This window comes from Dehalococcoidia bacterium (assembly GCA_035574915.1).
Lineage (GTDB): Bacteria > Chloroflexota > Dehalococcoidia > DSTF01 > WHTK01 > DATLYJ01.
Map to the genome: position 1 here is coordinate 11,675 of DATLYJ010000129.1, position 19,363 is coordinate 31,037.

At 68.0% G+C, this 19,363-nt stretch carries 14 protein-coding genes and 2 pseudogenes; 8 read left to right on the forward strand and 8 right to left on the reverse strand.

What is annotated here, in order from left to right:
* Window positions 1-406 precede the first annotated feature (406 nt).
* The 4 genes and pseudogenes from VNN10_12270 to VNN10_12285 all read left to right on the forward strand — a co-directional run bounded on the left by VNN10_12270 (window position 407) and on the right by VNN10_12285 (window position 5,331).
* Window positions 407-1,948 (forward strand): ferredoxin--nitrite reductase, encoded by a 1,542-nt coding sequence (locus tag VNN10_12270; GenBank protein ID HXH22794.1) that lies wholly within the window; start codon window positions 407-409, stop codon window positions 1,946-1,948.
* Complete coding sequence (locus tag VNN10_12275; protein ID HXH22795.1) at window positions 1,945-3,222, forward strand: nitrate/nitrite transporter; 1,278 nt, start codon at window positions 1,945-1,947, stop codon at window positions 3,220-3,222. The genes VNN10_12270 and VNN10_12275 overlap by 4 nt, the downstream gene beginning before the upstream one ends.
* Window positions 3,165-4,992 (forward strand): annotated as a pseudogene (locus tag VNN10_12280) (molybdopterin-dependent oxidoreductase). Before VNN10_12275 ends, VNN10_12280 begins: the two are co-directional and overlap by 58 nt.
* A gap of 33 nt (window positions 4,993-5,025) precedes the next feature.
* A complete protein-coding gene (locus VNN10_12285; protein ID HXH22796.1) occupies window positions 5,026-5,331 on the forward strand; it encodes a molybdopterin dinucleotide binding domain-containing protein in 306 nt (101 codons plus the stop codon).
* A gap of 69 nt (window positions 5,332-5,400) precedes the next feature.
* On the opposite strand, the gene VNN10_12290 is transcribed toward VNN10_12285, so the two are convergent.
* The 4 genes from VNN10_12290 to VNN10_12305 all read right to left on the reverse strand — a co-directional run bounded on the left by VNN10_12290 (window position 5,401) and on the right by VNN10_12305 (window position 9,451).
* A complete protein-coding gene (locus VNN10_12290; GenBank protein ID HXH22797.1) occupies window positions 5,401-6,618 on the reverse strand; it encodes a cation:proton antiporter in 1,218 nt (405 codons plus the stop codon).
* A gap of 250 nt (window positions 6,619-6,868) precedes the next feature.
* Window positions 6,869-8,329 (reverse strand): ammonium transporter, encoded by a 1,461-nt coding sequence (locus VNN10_12295; protein ID HXH22798.1) that lies wholly within the window; start codon window positions 8,327-8,329, stop codon window positions 6,869-6,871.
* Between the two features lie 5 nt (window positions 8,330-8,334).
* The gene (locus tag VNN10_12300; protein ID HXH22799.1) at window positions 8,335-8,685 is read right to left on the reverse strand and encodes a helix-turn-helix domain-containing protein; all 351 of its coding nucleotides are present in this window, start codon (window positions 8,683-8,685) and stop codon (window positions 8,335-8,337) included.
* A 379-nt stretch (window positions 8,686-9,064) separates the two neighbouring features.
* The gene (locus VNN10_12305) at window positions 9,065-9,451 is read right to left on the reverse strand and encodes a cupredoxin domain-containing protein (protein ID HXH22800.1); all 387 of its coding nucleotides are present in this window, start codon (window positions 9,449-9,451) and stop codon (window positions 9,065-9,067) included.
* A gap of 149 nt (window positions 9,452-9,600) precedes the next feature.
* On the opposite strand from VNN10_12305, the gene VNN10_12310 reads away from it, so the two are divergent.
* The 4 genes from VNN10_12310 to VNN10_12325 all read left to right on the forward strand — a co-directional run bounded on the left by VNN10_12310 (window position 9,601) and on the right by VNN10_12325 (window position 15,376).
* On the forward strand, window positions 9,601-10,314 hold the full coding sequence (locus VNN10_12310) for a response regulator transcription factor (GenBank protein ID HXH22801.1): 714 nt from the start codon (window positions 9,601-9,603) through the stop codon (window positions 10,312-10,314).
* A gap of 32 nt (window positions 10,315-10,346) precedes the next feature.
* A complete protein-coding gene (locus tag VNN10_12315) occupies window positions 10,347-11,726 on the forward strand; it encodes an ATP-binding protein (protein HXH22802.1) in 1,380 nt (459 codons plus the stop codon).
* A 163-nt stretch (window positions 11,727-11,889) separates the two neighbouring features.
* Complete coding sequence (locus tag VNN10_12320; GenBank protein ID HXH22803.1) at window positions 11,890-14,595, forward strand: flippase-like domain-containing protein; 2,706 nt, start codon at window positions 11,890-11,892, stop codon at window positions 14,593-14,595.
* A gap of 7 nt (window positions 14,596-14,602) precedes the next feature.
* Window positions 14,603-15,376 carry a hypothetical protein gene (locus VNN10_12325; protein ID HXH22804.1) on the forward strand — a complete coding sequence of 258 codons (774 nt, stop codon included), beginning with the start codon at window positions 14,603-14,605 and terminating at the stop codon, window positions 15,374-15,376.
* A gap of 169 nt (window positions 15,377-15,545) precedes the next feature.
* Here VNN10_12325 and VNN10_12330 read toward each other — a convergent pair whose 3' ends face one another.
* The 4 genes and pseudogenes from VNN10_12330 to VNN10_12345 all read right to left on the reverse strand — a co-directional run bounded on the left by VNN10_12330 (window position 15,546) and on the right by VNN10_12345 (window position 18,621).
* Entirely contained in the window at window positions 15,546-15,884 is a 339-nt protein-coding gene (locus VNN10_12330; GenBank protein HXH22805.1) for a P-II family nitrogen regulator, read from the reverse strand.
* A gap of 35 nt (window positions 15,885-15,919) precedes the next feature.
* A complete protein-coding gene (locus VNN10_12335; GenBank protein ID HXH22806.1) occupies window positions 15,920-16,456 on the reverse strand; it encodes a hypothetical protein in 537 nt (178 codons plus the stop codon).
* Between the two features lie 16 nt (window positions 16,457-16,472).
* Window positions 16,473-17,288: pseudogene (locus VNN10_12340) on the reverse strand (ammonium transporter).
* Between the two features lie 862 nt (window positions 17,289-18,150).
* On the reverse strand, window positions 18,151-18,621 hold the full coding sequence (locus VNN10_12345) for a tetratricopeptide repeat protein (protein HXH22807.1): 471 nt from the start codon (window positions 18,619-18,621) through the stop codon (window positions 18,151-18,153).
* Window positions 18,622-19,363 lie beyond the last annotated feature (742 nt).

Sequence of the window (19,363 nt, forward strand, 5' to 3'; positions counted from 1 at the left end):
GCGCTTGCCATTGACCTTTCCCAACTTGCCGTAGCCGCGCGTGAGCCGTCGCCGCGATTCGACGTTCCCGGGGTTAGCCAGTGCAGCCATTGAGTTCGAACCCATTAGGTCGCAACCCAACGGTGCGACCCCAAGGGTTCCCTATCCGGACCGAGCGAGGGCCCGGTCGTGGTGTGCGGCAAAGCGCTTCGCCCACCGCCTCCAACGAACGCAGAAGGGCTCGTTCACTCGCAGGCTCGTCCGCGCCGAGGCGTCTCATCCGGGGCGCCGCCGCTGTAACGGTGTCGTAGCGGTCCGGACACGCACTCTTCACACGCGAGCAACCCCTGAGCAAGACGTCCTTCATCGGGCGGTAACGCGCCCCCACTAGCCTTACTCCCGAACCTCGCACTCCGGGAGAAGGCCGATGGGCAATCGCATCGAGGAGATCAAGCGGGCCAAGGACGGCCTCGACGTCCTGCCCGACATCTACCGCTACGCCAGGCTCGGCTTCGACGCCGTCGATCCCGACGACCTCGAACGGATGAAGTGGTACGGGCTGTTTCACCGCCGCCAGACGCCCGGCTTCTTCATGATGCGGCTGCGCATCCCCAACGGGATTCTCACTTCGCGCCAGATGGCGGCCTTGGGCGACATCGTCAACCGCTACGGCCGCGGCCGGGCCGACCTCACCACCCGCCAGAACATCCAGCTTCGCTGGGTCCGCATCGAGGACGTGCCGGCCATCTTCGAGACGCTGCGCGAGATCGGCGTCGCTCACCTGCAGACAGGGATGGACAACGTCCGGAACGTCACCGGATGTCCCATCGCCGGTCTGGACCCGGAGGAAGCCCTGGACGCCTCACCGCTGACGCGCGCCATCCAGGAGGCCATCCTGGGGCGCAAGGAGTTCAGCAACCTCCCGCGGAAGTTCAACATCTGCGTGACCGGCTGCCGCCGGGATTGCTCCCTGTCCCAGACCCACGACATCGGCCTCACGCCCGCCAGCCGCGAGGGCGCCCTCGGCTTCAACGTCCGCGTCGGCGGCGCCATGGGCGGCAAATCGACGCACCTCTCGTGGGAACTCGACGTCTTCGTCCGGCCCGAGGAGACGGTGGAGGTGTGCCGGGCCATCGTGGCCCTGTTTCGAGACGAAGGGCCGCGCGACAACCGCCAGCAGGCGCGGCTCAGGTGGCTGGTGGAGGCGTGGGGCGTCCCGCGCTTCCGCGCGGCGGTCGAGGAGCGGCTGGGCCGGCCCCTGGCCCGCGCCGGCAGGGATGAAGTCATCTCCTACGGCGGCGACCACCTGGGCGTGCGGCCTCAGAAGCAGGCGGGGTTGTGCTACGTGGGCTGTCTCGTCCCGGTCGGCCGCATCACCGGCGACGAGCTTCGCGAATTCGCCCGCCTGGCCCAGACCTACGGCGACGGCGAGCTGCGTCTCACCCAGGACCAGAACGTCCTGCTGGTGAACGTGCCCCGGGCTCGCGTCCCCGCCCTGTTGGACGAGCCGCTGCTTCGCCGCTTCACGCCCTTCCCGCCGTCATCGTTGCGACGCCTGGTCTCCTGCACCGGAAACGATTACTGTCACTTCTCCCTCATCGACACGAAAGGCCGCGCCCTGCAGATCGCCGAGCGGCTCGAGGCGCTGTTGCCGAAGGACCGGCCTCTGCGGATGCACTGGTCAGGCTGCCCCCACGCCTGCGGCCAGCACCACATCGCCGACATCGGGTTCCAGGCCGCCCGGGTGCGGGTGAACGGTGAGGTGGTGGACGCCGCCGACGTGTACATCGGCGGGCGGCTCGGGAACAACCCCCGGCTGGCGACCAAGGCGCTGGAGGGGGTGCCGCTCTCCGAGCTCCCGGAACATCTGAAGACGCTGCTGGAGGATGGCCTCCTGTCCGCGGACGACGAAGCGGCCTCAAAGGCCGAAGAAAGCGACCTCCCCCTTTCGGAGGTGATCACGGCATGAGGCGCCACCTGGCGACGCTCCTGCGCGAGGGCGACCCGCGCACGCTCCTGGCGTCCTTCCTCTACTTCGACACCAGCTTCATGGTGTGGGTCTTGCTGGGCGCCCTGGGCAACTTCATCGCCGACGACCTGGGGCTGACCGGCGCCCAGAAGGGCCTCATGACGGCGCTCCCCGTCCTGAGCGGCGCCATGCTTCGGCTTCCTTTGGGCGCCGCCGCCGACCGGTTCGGAGGACGGCGCGTGGGACTGTTCGGGCTCAGCCTGACCCTCGCGCCCCTGGCGACGGGCTGGCTGCTGGCCGACCGCCTGACCGTGGTCTACGTCGTCGGCCTGCTCCTGGGCGTCGCGGGGGCCAGCTTCGCGGTGGCGTTGCCTCTGGCCAGCCGCTGGTACCCGCCGGAGCGGCAGGGGTTGGCCCTGGGTATCGCCGGCGCCGGAAACAGTGGCACCGTGCTGGCGTCCCTCTTCGCGCCGCGCTTGGCCGAGGCCTTCGGCTGGCAGGCCGTCTTCGGCCTCGCGATGGTCCCCGTCGCCGCCACCATCGCTGTCTTCGCGCTGACGGCGAGGGATAGTCCCGTCCAGGTCGCCCCGCCCCGTCTCCGCGACGTCGCCGCCGTCCTGCGCCAGGCCGACGCCCTGTGGTTCTGCCTGTTCTACGGCGTGACCTTCGGCGGTTTCGTGGGCCTGGCCAGCTATCTGGCCATCTTCTTGCGCGATCAGTACGGCCTGAGCAAGGTAGCCGCGGGGGACCTCACGGCGGCCTGCGTCTTCGCCGGCAGCTTCGCCCGGCCGCTGGGCGGCCTCGTGGCCGACCGCGCCGGCGGCATCCGGGCGCTCCTCTCGCTCTTCACCCTCGTAGGAGCGGCAATCCTGGCGGTGAGCGGGATGCCGCCCATCGGCCTTTCGGCCGCGCTCCTCTTCGGAAGTATGGCGCTGCTGGGCATGGGCAACGGCGCCGTCTTCCAGCTCGTGCCGCAGCGCTTCCGGCGGGAGATCGGCGTGGCGACCGGCCTCGTGGGCGCCGCCGGGGGCGTGGGCGGCTTCCTTCTGCCCTTCCTCCTGGGCTTCCTCCAGGAGCTCACCGGCTCCTACGGCCCCGGGTTCGCCCTCTTCGCGCTGGCCGCCCTCGCGGCGAGCAGGCTCCTGGCGACGGTGCAGCGGGGCTGGCGGCGCACCTGGGCCCCCGACGGCAGCCCGGCGCGGGGCGGACGGCCGGGATGGCGGCGCCTACCCACGCCCGGCCAGGCCATCGCCGTGGAGGCCGACCGACAGTGACGGGCAGCCGCGTCGTCCGCTCCATCTGCCCCTACTGCGCCGTGGGGTGCGGCCTCCTGGTCGAGGCGCGCGACGGCGTCGTGCGCCGGGTGCGGGGCGACCCCGAGCATCCCGCCAACTTCGGCCGGCTCTGCGCCAAGGGGGCCCTGCTCGCAGAGACGCTGCGAACGCCGGACCGGCTCCTCTACCCTCAGGTGCGGACGTCGCTCGAAGAGCCCTTGCGCCGGGTGAGCTGGGACGAGGCGCTCGACTTCGTGGCTGAGCGCTTCCGCGCCCTCATCGACCGCCACGGTTCCGACGCCGTGGCCTTCTACGGCTCCGGTCAGCTGCCCACTGAGGACTACTACCTGCTGGGCAAGCTGGCGAAGGGGTTCATCGGCCACCAACTCCCGGCTCTGTATGACCAGCGCCAGCGCCGCCTACGCCCAGGCTCTCGGCCAGGACGGCCCTCCCTGCAGCTACGAAGACATCGACCTGGCCGACTGCTTCCTCATCCTGGGGGCGAACATGGAGGCGTGCCATCCGGTCCTCTTTCAACGAGTGAAGGCGCGCAAGCGGGCCAGCCCGCGGGACGTCCACATCATCGTCGTCGATCCGCGGCGCACCGCCACAGCCGAGATTGCGGACATTCATCTGCCCCTGCGGCCCGGGACGGACGTCGCCCTCCTCAACGCCCTGCTCCACGAGATCGTCCTGGAGGGGCTCGTCGACACCGCCTTCATCGAAGCCCACACCGAGGGCTGGGAGGCGCTGCAGCGCGCGCTCCGCGGCTACTCGGCCGAGCGCGCGGCGTTGATGTGCGGCGTCGACGCCCAGGCGATCCGCGACGCCGCCCTCCGGTACGGCCGGGCGCGCGCAGCCCTCAGCCTCTGGGCCGTGGGCGCCAATCAGAGCGTCGCCGGCGTGGACAAGAACCTGGCGCTCATCAACCTCGCGCTGGCCACCGGCAACATCGGCCGGCCCGGAGCCGGGCCGTTCTCCCTCACGGGGCAGCCCAACGCCATGGGCGGACGCGAGGCAGGCGGCCTGGCGCACACCCTGCCCGGCCATCGCCTCGTGGCGGACCCCCGTCACCGGGCCGAGATGGAGCGGCTCTGGGGGCTCGCGCCCGGCAGCATCTCCCCGCGTCCCGGCCTCACGGCAGTCGATCTCTTCGCCGCGCTCCACGAAGGCGCGGTCAAAGCCGTCTGGATCGTCTGCACCAATCCGGTCGCCTCCATGCCCCACGCGCGGCAGGTCGAGCGCGCGCTGCGGCGCGCAGAGCTCGTCGTCGCACAGGACGCCTACCACCCGACGGAGACTACCCGCCTGGCGCACGTCCTGCTGCCCGCCGCCCAATGGTCCGAGCGGACCGGCACGATGACCAACAGCGAGCGCCGGGTGTGCCTGCTGGAACAGGCCGCCCTCCCGCCCGGCGAGGCGCTCCCCGACTGGCAGATCTTCTGTCGCTTCGCGGAGAAGATGGGGTTCGGCCGCGCGTTCGCCTACCGGGACGTCGAGGAGGTGTTCGAGGAGTTCAAGCAGACCACCCGCGGCCGCGACCTCGACATGACCGGGATCACGTACGAGCGGTTGCGCGCCTCGCGCGGCCTCCAGTGGCCTCTCCCGGAGGGTCGCGTGGAGGGGACATCCCGCCTGTACACGACCGGCCGGTTTCCCACCTGTTCCGGCCGGGCGCGATTCCACCCGGTGACCTTTCGACCGCCGGCCGAGCCGGTGGACGCAGACTACCCCTTTGCGCTCCTCACGGGCCGGGTCAAGGACCAGTGACACACACGCACGCGCACTGGCCGGATCGCCAAGTTGAACAAGAGCTGCCCGGCGCCCTACGTGGAGATCCACTCCGACGACGCCGCGTCGCTGCGGATCCGCCCCGGCCAGCTGGTGGAGGTGCGCTCCCGGCGCGGGGCCGTGCGGCTCCCCGCCCGCCTCTCGCGGGCCATCCGGCGTGGCGCCGTCTTCGTTCCCTTCCACTGGGCTCAGCTCTGGAGCCCCGAGGCCGCCGTCAACCACGTTACGGTCGACGCCTGTGACCCCGTCTCCAAGGAGCCCGAGCTCAAGCACTGCGCCGTCCGGCTCACTCCTCTCGAGTCGAAGCGCGACGGGTAAAACGAGGTCGGTGTTTGGCCGGGTCGAGCGGCCACCTGGTCTCAGACGAGGCCGGCTGGCGCCTGCCCGCTACAGGCGAGGCTCGGACCAGACCCCCGCAGGCACAGGCGACGCGTGGGCCGGCGTCTGCGCGGCGGCGGGCCCGCCTGAGCGGGCGCGGTAGGAGAAGCGGAGGAGGAGGGGCGTCACTAGGGTCGTCGCCACCGTCATCACGATGGCGGACGAGAAGACCGTCTGGTCGATGAGCCCGTGCGAGAGCCCCGTGACCGCGACCACCAGCGCGACCTCTCCCCGGGACACCATGCCCGCGCCGATGCGGAGCGCGACGGTTCGATCCCGGAGGACGGCGGCGGCGCCGGCGAAGGCTCCGGCGACCTTGGTGGCCACGGCCACCAGCGCCAGGCTTGCGGCGAGCGCAGGCGCCGCTAGCAGGTCGCCCCCGCGCACGTGCAGCCCGACGCTCACGAAGAAGATGGGGATGAAGAAGCCGTAGCCCATCTGCGCCACGGCCGACGAGACGGCGTGGCGCACGTCCGTCCGTGTGACCAGGACGCCCGCCAGGTACGCGCCGGTGATGGGCGCGAGCCCGCCGAACCGCTCCGCGAGCCACGCGTAGGTCAGGGCCAGCCCCAGCGCCAGGGCGACCTGCGTCTCGGAGGCGACGTGCCGCAGCCGGCGGCCCAGCGCCGGCAGCGCCCACCATCCCAGGGCCATCGCGAGGGCGAGGAAGCCCGCCATGCCCGCCAGCGCCTGCGCCGGGTCGCTCCCCCCTTCGAGCCCGATGACGAGCGACAGGATGAGGACGCCGAGCACGTCGTCCATCACCGCCGCCCCCAGGATCACGCTGCCTTCCAGCGACCGGAGCCTCCCCAGCTCGTTCAGCGTCTGCGCGGTGATGCTCACGCTGGTCGCCGTGAGGATCGTGCCCAGGAACAGGCTCGCGCCCGCGTCGAGGCCGAACCCCAGGCCCACGCCCACGCCGCCGGCGAAGGGCAGCGCCACGCCGCCGAGCGCCGTGAGCGCGGACGCCAGGCTCGCGCTGCGCAGCCCGGCGAGGTCGGTCTCGAGGCCGGCGAGGAACATGAGGAGGAGCACCCCGAGATCGGCGATCCACGAAAGCGGCTCGCCGTCGTGCACCAGGCCCAGGACCGCCGGCCCCAGCAGCAGGCCTACAGTCAGCTTGCCGAAGACCCCGGTCAGCCCGAGCCGGCCGCTCGCCGCTGCGGCGGCCCGCGCCGCGACCAGCACAAGGGCCAGGGTCATCAGGAACGACGTGTCCGAGCCCATGGGGGCGTGTCCTTCCGGCCAGCGCGGCAAGAGGGCTTCCCTACCCTCTCGCCGCGCTCCCAACGCACAGGTGCGGGGAACCCGCTTCCGGCGCTAGTCGACGTCTTCGGGGTGCCCCCGGCGACGCAACAGCGTGGGCGCCACCGCGAACATGGCAAACATGCTCACGAACGCCACTACCGCCAACGCTTCCACCATTTCGCTCTCCTCCTTCCGTGCGCTCGCTGTCCCCCTCGCAACGAGTCGCGGGCTAGCTACCGCCGCCCGGCGCGGGCGCGGGCCGCATGGCGGCCGCGCCGCTCTCAGGCCGGGACGGCGCCTCCACCGGCGCGTCCTCCACGTACGCCCGGAGGCCGTGCTCCGTCAGGTCGAGCCCCAGGCGCTCCTCTTCGGGCGACGCCCGCAGGCCGATGGACGCCTTGATGGCCGCGAAGACGACCGCGGCGGACAGGAGCGTCCACACCACCACCGCCGCCATGCTGATGAGCTGCGCGACGATCTGTCCTGTCTCACCCTCGATGAGGCCGGCCACCTCCGCGCCCGCCGGGTACGTGCCATCCGCGAAGATCCCGACGCTGAGCACCCCCCAGAGGCCCGCCGCCGCATGGACGGAGACGGCCCCCACCGGGTCGTCCACCCGGAGGACGTTCTCGACAAACCAGAGGCTGCCGATCATCACCAGCGCGGCGATGGCGCCGATGACGACTGCGGCCCACGGTTCGACGTAGGCGCAGGGCGCGGTGATCCCCACGAGGCCCGCCAACGCCCCGTTCGCCGCGAGGGTGATGTCGGCCTTGCCCGTGCGGGCGAAGCTCCAGTAGAAGCCCACGACCGCCCCGGCCACGCCGGCGAGGAACGTGTTCGTCGCGATCACCGCGATGCGGAGGTCTGTCGCCGCCAGCGTGCTCCCCGGGTTGAACCCGAACCATCCGAGGAACAGGATGAACGTGCCCAGCACCACCAAGGTCACGCTGTGGCCCGGGATGCTTCGCGGACGGCCGTCGGGCCCGAACTTCCCCATCCGCGGCCCCAGCATCCACGCGCCCACCAGGGCGGAGAGCCCGCCGACCGCGTGCACGACGCCCGAGCCGGCGAAGTCCTTCGCACCCTGCCCGAAGTCCAGCGTCGCCAGCCAGCCGCCACCCCAGACCCAGTGGCCGTACACGGGGTACACGAGCGCGCTGATCAGGAAGCTGTAGGCCAGATAAGCGTTGATCTTCGTCCGCTCCGCCATGGCCCCCGACACGATGGTGGCGGCCGTGGCCGCGAACACCATCTGGAAGAACCAGAGCTCGATGGTGCTCACGTCGTAGGCGTCGGAGGTCAGGAAGAAGCCCGAGTAGCCGAACCAGTCGTTGCCATCGGCCAGGCCCGAGGCCAGGGCGGAGCCGCCGAACATGATGGCGAACCCGAAGGCCCAGAACGCCAGGCCGCCCACGCAGAAGTCCATGAAGTTCTTGGAGAGGATGTTGACCGTGTTGCGCTGGCGGGCGAACCCGGCTTCGACCAGCGCGAAGCCCGCCTGCATGAAGAACACCAAAAACGCGGCGACCAGCGTCCAGGTGAAGTTCACCGCTAACGCCGGATTCGCCTCGATGCTCGCCGCCCCGGTGGGGTCGGCCTGCGCGAGCGCCGTGCCGGGCAGAAGCAGCGCTGCCGCCAAGCCGGCGAGCATCGCGATCCGCCGCCGACCCGTCATCCATCGAACCATCCGTCTTACCTCCTTCTTGCGCTGCGTCGTCCCGCCCCGTGCCCTCGTCTCGGCGGGGAAGCCGCGAGCGGGACCGTCAGCCGATAGCCCACCCGCTGAACCGTCTCGATGCGGTACGGCTCCAGCTCCGCCAGCTTGCGACGCAGACGGCAAACCAGGACCGACATCCGCCGTCGCAGCTCCACATCTCGCCGGCCCCACAGCGCCTCCTCGATGTCGCCGTACGGCACCACTCGGTCGACGCGGGTCGCCAGCAGGACCAACAGCTCGAACTCGCGGTACGTGAAGGGCACGAGGCGCCCGGCGATCGTGGCGCGGTACTGTTCGCGGAAGATCGTGAGGTTCCCGACTGCCAAGGGGCCCGCCGGCTCCGGTCGATCCGGCGCGGTTCGGGCCGCGGCGATCGCGCCTCCCATGAGTCGCCTCGTTCGCGTGAGCGCTTCGAAGGCATCGTAGGCGCGGTGGGTTACACGACGATGTCTGCGCTGTTGCGCGCGGATGAAGAACGTGTTACAGGGCGGACCGCCCCCGCCGGGTCAGACACTGGGAGGAATTCGACGACAGAAATGGGACGACAAAAAGGGGACGACAGAAAGGAAAGGTGGCGGGCCGCCTCGCAAACTCAGCGGCCTACTAAGGGAGGCCGGAATCTTTGAAGCCGACCGCCTCGTACCCTATGACACCCTGCGCCCGACCGGGTTCCCCCACGAAGCGGTGCCGCGCACGCGACGGAGACTAACCCCCTGCCACGTCCATCGTGCCCTCCATGCCTCGGGCCCGGTGGAACCGACAGTAGAACGTGAAACTTCCGGCCTTGGCGGGCGTAAGCGTTACCGTCACCTCGTCCCCAGGCCGCAATGTCTGGTCCACATTGAGCTCATCGATGGTGAAGGTGTGCGCCGCCCCGCCCTCGTTCTTCACAGTGAGCGTCACCGCCCCTCCCACGCGCGCTTCCAACGTTTCCGGCTCAAAATAGAAGTCATCAGCCTCCATTTCCACGGCGCTCGCCCGGCTGCTGGCCTTTGCGCCCCCTCCGCTGGGCGCGGCGCGCCCTCCGCCTCCGCACGCAAGAGCGAGCATCCCGGCGCTCCACACAGTAAGTACGAGGACCTCCGGTCGCATGAGCCACCTCCTCCTGCGTTGCTACCTGTCCACTGATACGTCGCGACCGATGGTGTGGATTGGCCGTCTGGCCGACTCGCCAACCGTCCACGGCGAGACTTGTCGAGTCCGCACGCCGCAGGTCCGGGTTGAGGCAGCGTGGTAGGCTGTTGGAGGACCAGCGTGACAAGGCGGGAGCACGATTCAAGGCGATGCCCACCCGGATCCTTGTGATCGAAGACGAGGCAGACATCGCGTCGTTCGTTCGACGGGGTCTGAGCTACAAAGGCTACGAGGTGGAGGTGGTGCCGGACGGCAATTCCGGCCTGACTGCTGCCCGTGAGCGGCCGCCCGACCTCGTGCTGCTGGACCTAATGCTCCCCGACATCGACGGCGTCGAGGTGTGTCGACGGCTGCGGGCTACGAGCGACCTCCCCATCATCGTGCTCACGGCACGGGACGACGTCAGCGATAAGATCGCCGGCCTGGACGCCGGTGCCGACGACTACGTCACCAAGCCGTTCGTTTTCGATGAGCTGCTGGCCCGCATTCGCGCAGCCCTGCGCCGTAGTCACCGACCGGACGAGCTGATTGAGGTCGGCGACCTGGTGATTCATCCCGCGTCACGGGAAGTGCGCCGGGGCGACCGACGGATCGATCTCACACCGCGGGAGTACGATCTGTTGGAATTCCTAGCGCGCAACGCCGGAAGAGTGCTGACGAAGGAGGTCATTTTCTCCAGAGTCTGGGGCTATGACGCTGAGGTGGAATCGGACGCCGTCAAGGTGTACGTAAGCTATTTGCGGAAGAAACTGAACGCGACCGGCGAACCGGATCTAATCCACATGGTGCGAGGTGTGGGTTATATGTTAAAAGCGTCATGAGCCTGCGCTGGCGACTTACCATTTGGTACGCCGTGGCCTCGCTGGCCACGCTAGCCGCACTGTTCTTCGCCGTTCGTCGCCTGACCGGAAGTATCCTTCTCTCCGACCTGGACAGTGACCTTCAGAACCAGGCTCACAACATAGCGTCGAATCTTTCGGCAGTTTCACTTGCGGACGCGTCCGAGCTGGAGCATCTCGTCCGGGAGCCCCGGGAGATTTCTCTCGGACCGGGTCGGGTAATGATCGTCATTGACGACAGTCAGGGGAACGAGCTGGCGGCATCTCCGTCTGCCCGCGACCAACCGCTGACGCTCAGCGAGGCCGACCTGTCTACGCTAGCCGACGGTGGCTCCCTCACTCGGTCACTGAAGTCGGCAACACAACACACGATCCGTCTCTACGCGGAGACGGCCCCTGCGAGCGACGGCGACGCCATCGTTGTCGCCGCGGCGTCCACGAGCGCCGTGGACGCCGCGGTGGATCGGGTAGAGACCATCCTCATTGGCGTGGTCTCCGCGGGAGCGGTCGTCTCCATCGGGGTCGGATACGTTGTGGCGAGAGAAGGACTAGCCCGGTTGCAGAAGGTGGTAGACATCGCGGTCAAAACCGAGGCGTTCTCGTTACTCGACCGGCGGATCGCGGCCCGCAACGAGCCGGCGGAGGTCCAGAAGCTTGCTGACGCCTTTGACGCTATGCTGGAGCGTTTGCAGCATGCCTTCGCGCAGCAACGCGATTTCGTCGCCAACGTCTCACATGAACTTCGCACGCCTCTGACGGCGCTTCAGGGGAACCTCGACGTGCTGCTGATGGACCCCTCGCTGGACCCGGAGGTCCGGGACCACCTCGAGCGGTTGTCCGGCGAGACTGCGCGGCTGATCCGTCTCGTAGCCAACCTCCTGTCCCTGGCTTCAGCGGAAGCGGGTCGTCGGTTGGATATGCGGCCAGTGGAGCTCGACGTGGTGATTCTGGAGGTGTACCGGGAGCAGGGCACACGCCGGGCCGACGTTCGCCTACGGCTGGGTCATGAAGACCAGGCCCGGGTTTCGGGCGACCGGGAGATGCTCAAGCAACTGGTCACCAACCTCGTGGAGAACGCCCTCAAATACTCGCCTTCGGGGGCGGAGGTGAGGCTTTCCCTCTATCGTGACAGGACGTTGGCCCGCCTCGAGGTGACCGACAGTGGTCCGGGTATTGCTCCAGAGGACCTACCCCATATCTTTGAGCGGTTCTACCGCGGAAAGAACGCTGCCCGCGCCGGCGGTACAGGACTAGGGCTCGCCATCGCCCACTGGGTCGCCACTGCCCACGGTGGCCGGATCGATGTCGAGAGCGCGCTGGGGAAGGGCACCACGTTTCGCGTGTGGCTGCCGCTGGCGGAAGCGGCGGGCCCCCGCGATTCGACGAGACTCTAACCCGATTCTGACCGTTCTCAAACGCGCCGCAAACCGGTAGTGGTTACCCTCGATCTGGTCATGGGGCGGAAGGCAACTGCCGGTGGTCGCACGTGCTCTTGCTCCGGTGAGGCCAGTCCATCGCTTTCGTAGAGCCAAGCTGAGCTCTGTCCTCTGGACGGCGGTGGCTCTCCTAGCGACGTTCGCAGCGCTGACCCACCTGCGCGAACTGGCCGGCGTGGCGCTCCTCGCCGCCAAGGCGGACATGGGGTTCCTGCTGTTCGCGGTGGCAGCGGAGATCGGGCTGTTTGCTGCCACCGGCCTGTTGTACGCGACGGCGTTCCGAGCCGCCGGGATGCCCGCGCCGCTGCCGCGGCTGTTCCTCTTGGGCTTGGGCGCGCATTTCCTCAATCTGGTCTCCAAAACGGGCGGCTTTGGAGGTATGGCGCCGTTTCTGAACGAGGCGCGCAGGCTGGGCTTCCCGCAGAGCCGGACTTTCATCGCCTACCTGACGACGGTGGCGCTCGGATACGTAGCCTACTTCGCCACCCTCGCCCTCGCGCTCGTTCTGCTGTATTCCCGGGGGTCATTGACACAGCACGAGGTGATCGCAGCCGCCGTCCTTTTTGCCTCGATCGCGGTCGTTGTAGCGATCTTGCTCTTCGCTCTCGGACGTCCAACCCGGCTGACCGCGCTCCTCGCCGGAACCGCGCGGGCAGTCAACGCGGGAAGCCGTCTTTTGCGGCGTGGCTCCGTCCTCTCCGAAAGCCGAGCCCGCACGCTGGCTGCGGAGCTGTGCGATGCTGTCGAAACCGTCAGGCGGCAACCAGCGCGATACATAATTCCGCTGTTTTCAGCGCTCAGCTTGGAAGGCTGCGGCATCGCCGTGCTGTACGCGGTCGGGCGAGCGTTGCACGCAGGTATCGGGCCGGAGCAGGCGGTGGCGGCCTATGCTCTTACCATCCTCTTCTCCATGATCGCTGTCACCCCCAGCGGGATTGGGGTGGTCGAGGCTTCCCTGTCGTTGCTCCTGATTTCTTTGGGCATGGACCAGCCGAAGGCCGTGGCCGTCACCCTCGGGTATCGGGTGTTCGAATTCTGGATCCCTTTCCTCATCGGCCTCGTTGCTGTGAGGCTGGCTCACCCGCAGCCAAACTCAGACGCGGTGCATGCCCGGAGCGGGACGGAGAACCGAGCCACGAAAGTAGCGATGTCGCTGGCGCGGAACCGGGCGCGCGCTCGCACGGCCGCCGCCCTAACCGCCATTGTCGGCGCGCTGGACGTCGTGTTGGCGATGACCAGATTTTCGCTGAGCGGCGCGGCACACGACCTAGACCCGCGCCAGGCCCTGGAGGGCAGCCACCTCGCCCTGCTGACATTGGGCCTCGTGCTGGTAAGGTCGGCATGGAGCCTATCACAGCGGAACCGGGCAGCCTGGACCGTAGCCCTCGCTGCGTCGTTTCTGTCCACCGTTACCCACACGGCGGAGAGCTTGGACCTGCCGGCTATGTTCTTGACACTAAGCCTGGCGGTCGTCTTGCTCTTGTGGCGACGTACGTTTGGGGCGCCCGCCGACCCGCCAGCGGTCCGACGTGGCGTCGCCGTCCTGGCCGGAGCCGCAGCGCTCGCCACGACCCACGGGATGCTGGCGCTCCTCGCGTCGACGCGAGAGCCTGGTCAGCTCCGAGGATTGGGGCAAGCTCTGTTGACAACGGCGCGACTCGCCTTTCTCGTTCCGGCCGCTAACCTAGATTTAGCTGGTCATCATGAAAGTTGGTTGACCAGCTCGCTCCACGTTTTACTGCCGGCGTCGGCGCTGCTCGCCCTCTCACAGCTGATGCGTCCGTCCGTCTCGGGAAACGAAGACGACCCACGAAGACACGAACGGGCGATGGCGATCGTCCGCAAGCACGGAGAGTCGTCGCTTGCCTTCTTCGCACTCCTGCCCGACAAGTGTCACTTCTTTTCGGCGAGCGGCGGCTCCATGCTGGCGTACAAACTTGTGGGTACCACGGCGGTGGTGATGGGCGACCCCATCGGCGATCCCTCGGAGTTCGAGGACTTACTCGTAGCCTTCTGGGAGCATTGCGATGGCAACGGGTGGGCATTCGCACTCCACCAGGCTTCGCCCCGTTACCTGGCCCTCTACCGTTCGATGAACCTACGGGCGCTCAAAGTCGGCGAGGAGGCCGTCTTGGAGCTGGACGGATTCTCATTGCGCGGGAGCCGGATGAAGCACCTCCGGGCCGCCGTGAACCGGCTGGTACGCGAGGGATACCGGATCGAACTGCTGGACCCACCACTGGATGACGCCACCCTGCGAGCGCTACGCGCCATTTCTGACGAGTGGCTGGCACAACCAGGACGGCGGGAGCGCACGTTCACCCAGGGGCAGTTCAGCGAGGAATACGTACGGCAGTGTCAGGTGATGACGATCCGGCACAAAGCCGGCGGCATTGTGGCATTCGCCAACATCATCCCGTCCTTCCGCTCACGCCAGGGCAACTTCGACCTGGTACGGTATCGACAGGAGCCGCGAGGCTCGGCCGACGTCCTGTATGTCTACCTGGCACTCCATTTTCAAGAAGCCGGATTTCAAGCGATGAACTTGGGTCTAGCGCCGCTCGCCGGTCTGGATGACCGCGGCGGGTCAGTGGCGGAGCGCCTCCTACGCCTGCTCTACTCCCATGGCGAACCGCTCTTTCGTTACCGGGGCCTGCGGGAGTTCAAGGACAAGTTTAATCCCCGCTGGGAGCCGCGCTATCTGGTCTATCCGAGCGACTGGCAACTCCCAGGGCTCCTGCTCGCGGTAGCCCGCGCGGGCGAAATGCGGAGCCAGCCGCATGGGGAGGCGCCGGCGCGATTACACCTCCAGCCGGAGCCAGCGTAACGTGTCCATGCCTCCATCCAGCGCGGTCTTCCGTCTCCTGCCGGACGACTCTTTGCGCGCGCTTCGGGGGCTCGCTAGCCGTTTGCGTTTCACCCCGGGGCTCCTCGTCGTCATCACCGCCGTCGGTCTGCTGACCGGGACGGTCTTCCGCTCCGAGCAACCGCTCATTCTCCGCACGATTGGCTTCGATTTCGACACGCTTCAAGCCGGCCGATTGTACGTCCTGCCTCTGGTGCCGTTGGTCCAGGAGCACGCGGGCCTGACCTGGCATCTGGCACTACAAGTGGCGCTCTACGTGGGAGCGCTGGAGTTCTTCGCGGGGCCATGGATGGCGTGGGCTGTATTCTTCACGTCCGACCTGATCGCCAGCGTCGGCTCGGCGCTCCTCTTCCGCGGGCTAGCGGCGGCCGGTTCGGCCACTGCCGCTTCTTATCTACACACGCCAGACCTTGGCTCTTCGGCCGGCATGCTCGGCGCGTTGGCCGCCGCCTCCACGCTCGCGCCCCGGCGCCTCCGTGCTCCCGCGGTGGCATCGCTTATCCTGGTGACTGTCTTCACGCTCCTGTTCATCCACCGGGAGTACCCGTTCGAGCATGCCCTGGGCGCCGCCGCGGGCTTGCTTTGCGGATGGGCGTACAGCAGGCGAGACCGGCCACGTCGGCCGGCTTCCGCGCCTCCGGCAGAAGTGGACAAACCAAGAGCCCCCATGAGTTACCGGCGGCCGCGCTGGGCCCTCATAGCCAGCGGGAAACATGAGCTCAATGCCGGCCTCAGGCGATGAGAGCCCCCAGCCCGCCGAGCGTCCCGGAATCTCCCGCGCTCCATCGCAGTGTGTGGCCCCGCTGGCCGCGGGACTCCACGAAGGAGCAGACTCGGCCGTCAACACACCCCGCCGACACGCCGATAGAAGCGTTGCGAGCGCTGCGGTAATCTTCGGGGCGGCCAGCCCTCTACAATGCCGCCTCGCCGCGCTCGCCCGTTCGCACGCGCAGCGCGTCCTCGACAGGCCAGACAAACACCTTGCCGTCACCGATCTCGCCCGTTCGAGCCGACTCTTGGATGACGCTGAGCACGCGCTCCACTAGCCCGTCATGAACCACGAGCTCTAACTTCACCTTCGGGAGCAGCTCGACCGTGTAGGTCACACCCCTCCATTGCTGCGTGATGCCGCGCTGGGTACCGTGACCCTTCACCTCGGTCACCGTCAGCCCCGCGAGGCCAACCTCCTCCAGCGCCTTGCGGACGACGGACAGTTTGTCCGGCCGGATAATGGCTTCGACCTTCTTCACCTAAAGCTCCTTCTCGTCCCTTCCACGGCCGGGTCTCAGGTCGCTCCTCCCGCGGTACCGCCGGCGGGCTGCGGGCCGAGCGCGCCAGGGGTCGACGACAAGGGCGACGGTGGCCGGTAGGGCTCGGCGTCGGGCTGATAGCCGTGGGCCCCCAGCTCCGGGATGTCCAGGCCGGCGAGCTCGACTTCAGGCGACACCCGTAGGCCGAACAGGAGGTCGTAGGCCTTAAAGAACGCCCAGCCTAACCCAAAGGCCCAGACGAACGCGACGACCGCTCCGATGACCTGCGCAGCGAACTGTCCGGCGTCCCCAAACAGGAGGCCTTTCGCTGCCAGGCCGTTGTAACTCATGGTGCCGTCGGCGAAGATTCCCAGTGCGACCTGGCCCCAAGCCCCACAGACACCGTGCACGGAGATCGCGCCCACCGGGTCGTCCACGTGCAACACGCGGTCGATCACCGCCACGGACACGCAGACCAAGACGCCCGCGACGAGCCCGATGACGACGGCGCCAGCAGGGCTTACGAAGCCTACTGGGGGCGGTGATGGCCACGAGGCCCGCCAGCATACCATTGGCCATCATGCTCGGGTCGGGCTTGCCCTGCACCTGCCACGTGTAGGCCATGGCGGCGAGGGCGCCGCTGGCGGAAGCCAGCATGGTGCTGGTCGCCACGATGGCGATCCGCAGATTGCCCGCGCCAGACGCGCCCAGCGTGCTTCCCGGGTTAAACCCGAACCATCCGAAGGCGAGGATGAACGTGCCCAGAAGCCCCATGACCAGGTTGTGCCCAGAGATGGCGTTGCTGGACCCGTCCCTGTTGTATTTCCCCAGACGCGGCCCAAGCACCATGGCGCCTGCCAGGCCCGTCCAGCCCCCGATGGCATGAACGACCCCACTGCCTGCGAAGTCCAGGTAGCCTGCGCCGAGGCCCTTCGTGCCCAGCTGTGACAACCACCCACCGCCCCAGACCCAGTTCCCATAGATGGGGCAGATGATGATGGAAATCAGCGGCGCGTACACCACAAAGGCAGTCCATTTCCACCGTTCCGCCATCGCCCCGGTGGGGATGGTGGCGGCGGTGTCCATAAACACCATTTGGAAGAGGAACATCGCCGCGACGCCCACGTCGTACGCATCGCCGTGGAGGAAGAAGCCCTTGTACCCGATGATGCCCCAGTCGACTCCTCCCAGGGAGATAGTTAGCTCCTTATCTAAGGTCCCCAAGCCTCCCAGGTTCGGCACGCCAAGCGTGCCGATGCCGCCGAACTGGAAGGCGAACCCCGCCACGTAGTAGCCCAACATGCCGAGGGCATAGATCATGAAGTTCATAGCCATCGTATGCATCGCGTTCTTGGCCCGGGTAAAGCCTGTTTCCACCAACGCGAAACCGGCCTGCATGAACATGACGAGGTAGCCGGTGATGAGGACCCATACGAAGTTGACGGCCAGTCGGTTCTGGTTCACCCAGTCAGCCAGCTTGGCGGCGAAGGGCTCGTCCTGTTGCGCGGCTGCGTAATCCTCCTCCGTAATGGCACCCGGGGGGAGAGCCACCAGATTCGCCCCGCTGCCGGTCTCCACGCCACTCCGGTCCGGGCACGTCTTCCCCTCCGGACACCGGGCCGACGCCGTTCCGGCCGACGCGAACAGGACGCCGCCGGAGAGCAGGAGCGCTAGCGCCGCCCCCACAAGCACTCGCCTCCTGGGGAGGCGGCGCCAGGACGTCCTGACCCTGTTGCCCAGCCCGCTCGTGGCTTCTTCCCCCGGGAACGGGTGACGCGGTTGGAGCGACGGCGCGGGTTGGCCAAGCGGCCTCAAGAATCACGGCCAGTGCCTCGCTCTGCCGGGCGGGCAACAACGGCAGCGCCAGATCGCGGGTCCCCGCCCTACCGTGAAGACGAATGCGGCGTCGCTCGGTCGTGAACCCGGAAAACTCGTCCCACGGGCGGAACACCACGTTGTTGACCGCGACCCCTTCCGTGGTGAACACGCATCGCACAGGAAGGAGGAGGATTCCTGACGCCGCGTCGACGACCAGCAGCTCCCAGGCCGTCGAGATGAGACCGGCCGCCGCGGTAAGCAGCAGCACGAAGCCAAGGGAGTACAGGTTCACCCGTTGCAGCAATACTCGTTCCGCGAACGAGAGAGCGATCGTCCTCACCGGGCGGCCACGGATGCGCTCGCCCCGAGGCACGAACACGCGCATCAGCATAATCGCGAGCATTGCTGTCAGGAGCATGAACGTAGCCGCGACGTCCTCCTCGCTAGGTTATCGCTGGCGCTCTCTCCTCCAGCTCTGAAGCCGACGGGCCAGAGATTGCAACCAGCGAGGCGCTGGCGGCAACGTGGGCTGCCGGACGAACGCCTGCCGCGCGCGCTCGGCGACCCAACGCCACAGCTCCTGGCAGTAGAGGAGGGATGGGAAGTCGGGGGCGGGCAGTCGACGGGCGGCCTCGAGCTCCGCAAGCGCCTGTTGGTAGATGCCCAGACGGGCGAAAAACTCACCCCGCCGAAGCCGAACCTCAAACCGGTCGGGGCCGAGATTGGCGGCCTCGTCCAACAGCGCGCCTGCCTCCGCGATGGCGCCCCGTTCGAACCGCAACTGTGCCAACATCAATCGCGCCTCGACGTCCCCGGGCGTCTCGCTGAGGCTGGTCCGCAGGCGGGCCTCAGCTTCGGCCATCAACCCGGCCTGCAACAGATGCAGCGCTTCCGCAAGACTCGGCGATCCGCTCGCCACTTCACGCGCCCCGTCGACGGTGCCCCCCGACAGGGCGAGGTGGAGGTCGTCCAGGCTGCGTCCGCATCGCGGACAAAAGCCCCACAGAGACCAGAGCTGGAGCCCTCACCCCGGACAGAAGCCCGCGTCCTTGGTGCCGTTAAAGCGGTCACGCACCCGATCGCTCCCGGAAACAGGCATTCACAAGCCACAACCTGACCTGTTGCGCCACGTCTGCCCGGTGACAGACCGGGCTTGCCAACGTGCCACCGAGAGAGCCGTCACACGACGCCGCCACGCCCGCCCTCCAGCCCCATGACCCCTACCACACGGCTTCCGAGGCCGCATTCCCGCTCGTCGGTTGGACGTGGTCGGCGAGCAGGCTGACTAGCGCGCGCTCAGGTAAAGTCAGCGTCTTGGTTTCTCAGGAGCGCATTCAGCGGGCTCGATCGTAGAAACGTCCGGTTACGCTGGTGTAGCCGGGGCCTTGCTCCAACGTTAAGATCCCGTTACGAAGCAAACCGCCTTGGAGGCGCCGCGCTTCGTGGGGAGCGCCTTCTCTGACAACGAGTCGCCACGGATAGCGCGGGGGTGTCAGAGGTGGCAGTCGGCCAACCGGACGCCGACGCGGTGCGCGGGCCGCACGTCGTACACCGTGAAACGTCCTCGTCCATCCCGGAACCACACCCGCGCCTGCCCGCGCTCTTCGAGCTCGCGGAGGCGGACATCTTCGTTCTGCGAGACCTTCAGAGGATAGTCCTTC

What these genes read in the sequence shown, in the direction of transcription:
- VNN10_12270 (HXH22794.1), top strand. Translation starts at nt 407, where the DNA reads ATGGGCAATCGCATCGAGGAGATCAAGCGGGCCAAGGACGGCCTCGAC.
- VNN10_12275 (HXH22795.1), top strand. Translation starts at nt 1,945, where the DNA reads ATGAGGCGCCACCTGGCGACGCTCCTGCGCGAGGGCGACCCGCGCACG.
- VNN10_12290 (HXH22797.1), bottom strand. Translation starts at nt 6,618, where the DNA reads ATGGGCTCGGACACGTCGTTCCTGATGACCCTGGCCCTTGTGCTGGTC.
- VNN10_12295 (HXH22798.1), bottom strand. Translation starts at nt 8,329, where the DNA reads ATGGTTCGATGGATGACGGGTCGGCGGCGGATCGCGATGCTCGCCGGC.
- VNN10_12305 (HXH22800.1), bottom strand. Translation starts at nt 9,451, where the DNA reads ATGCGACCGGAGGTCCTCGTACTTACTGTGTGGAGCGCCGGGATGCTC.
- VNN10_12325 (HXH22804.1), top strand. Translation starts at nt 14,603, where the DNA reads ATGCCTCCATCCAGCGCGGTCTTCCGTCTCCTGCCGGACGACTCTTTG.
- VNN10_12335 (HXH22806.1), bottom strand. Translation starts at nt 16,456, where the DNA reads ATGGTATGCTGGCGGGCCTCGTGGCCATCACCGCCCCCAGTAGGCTTC.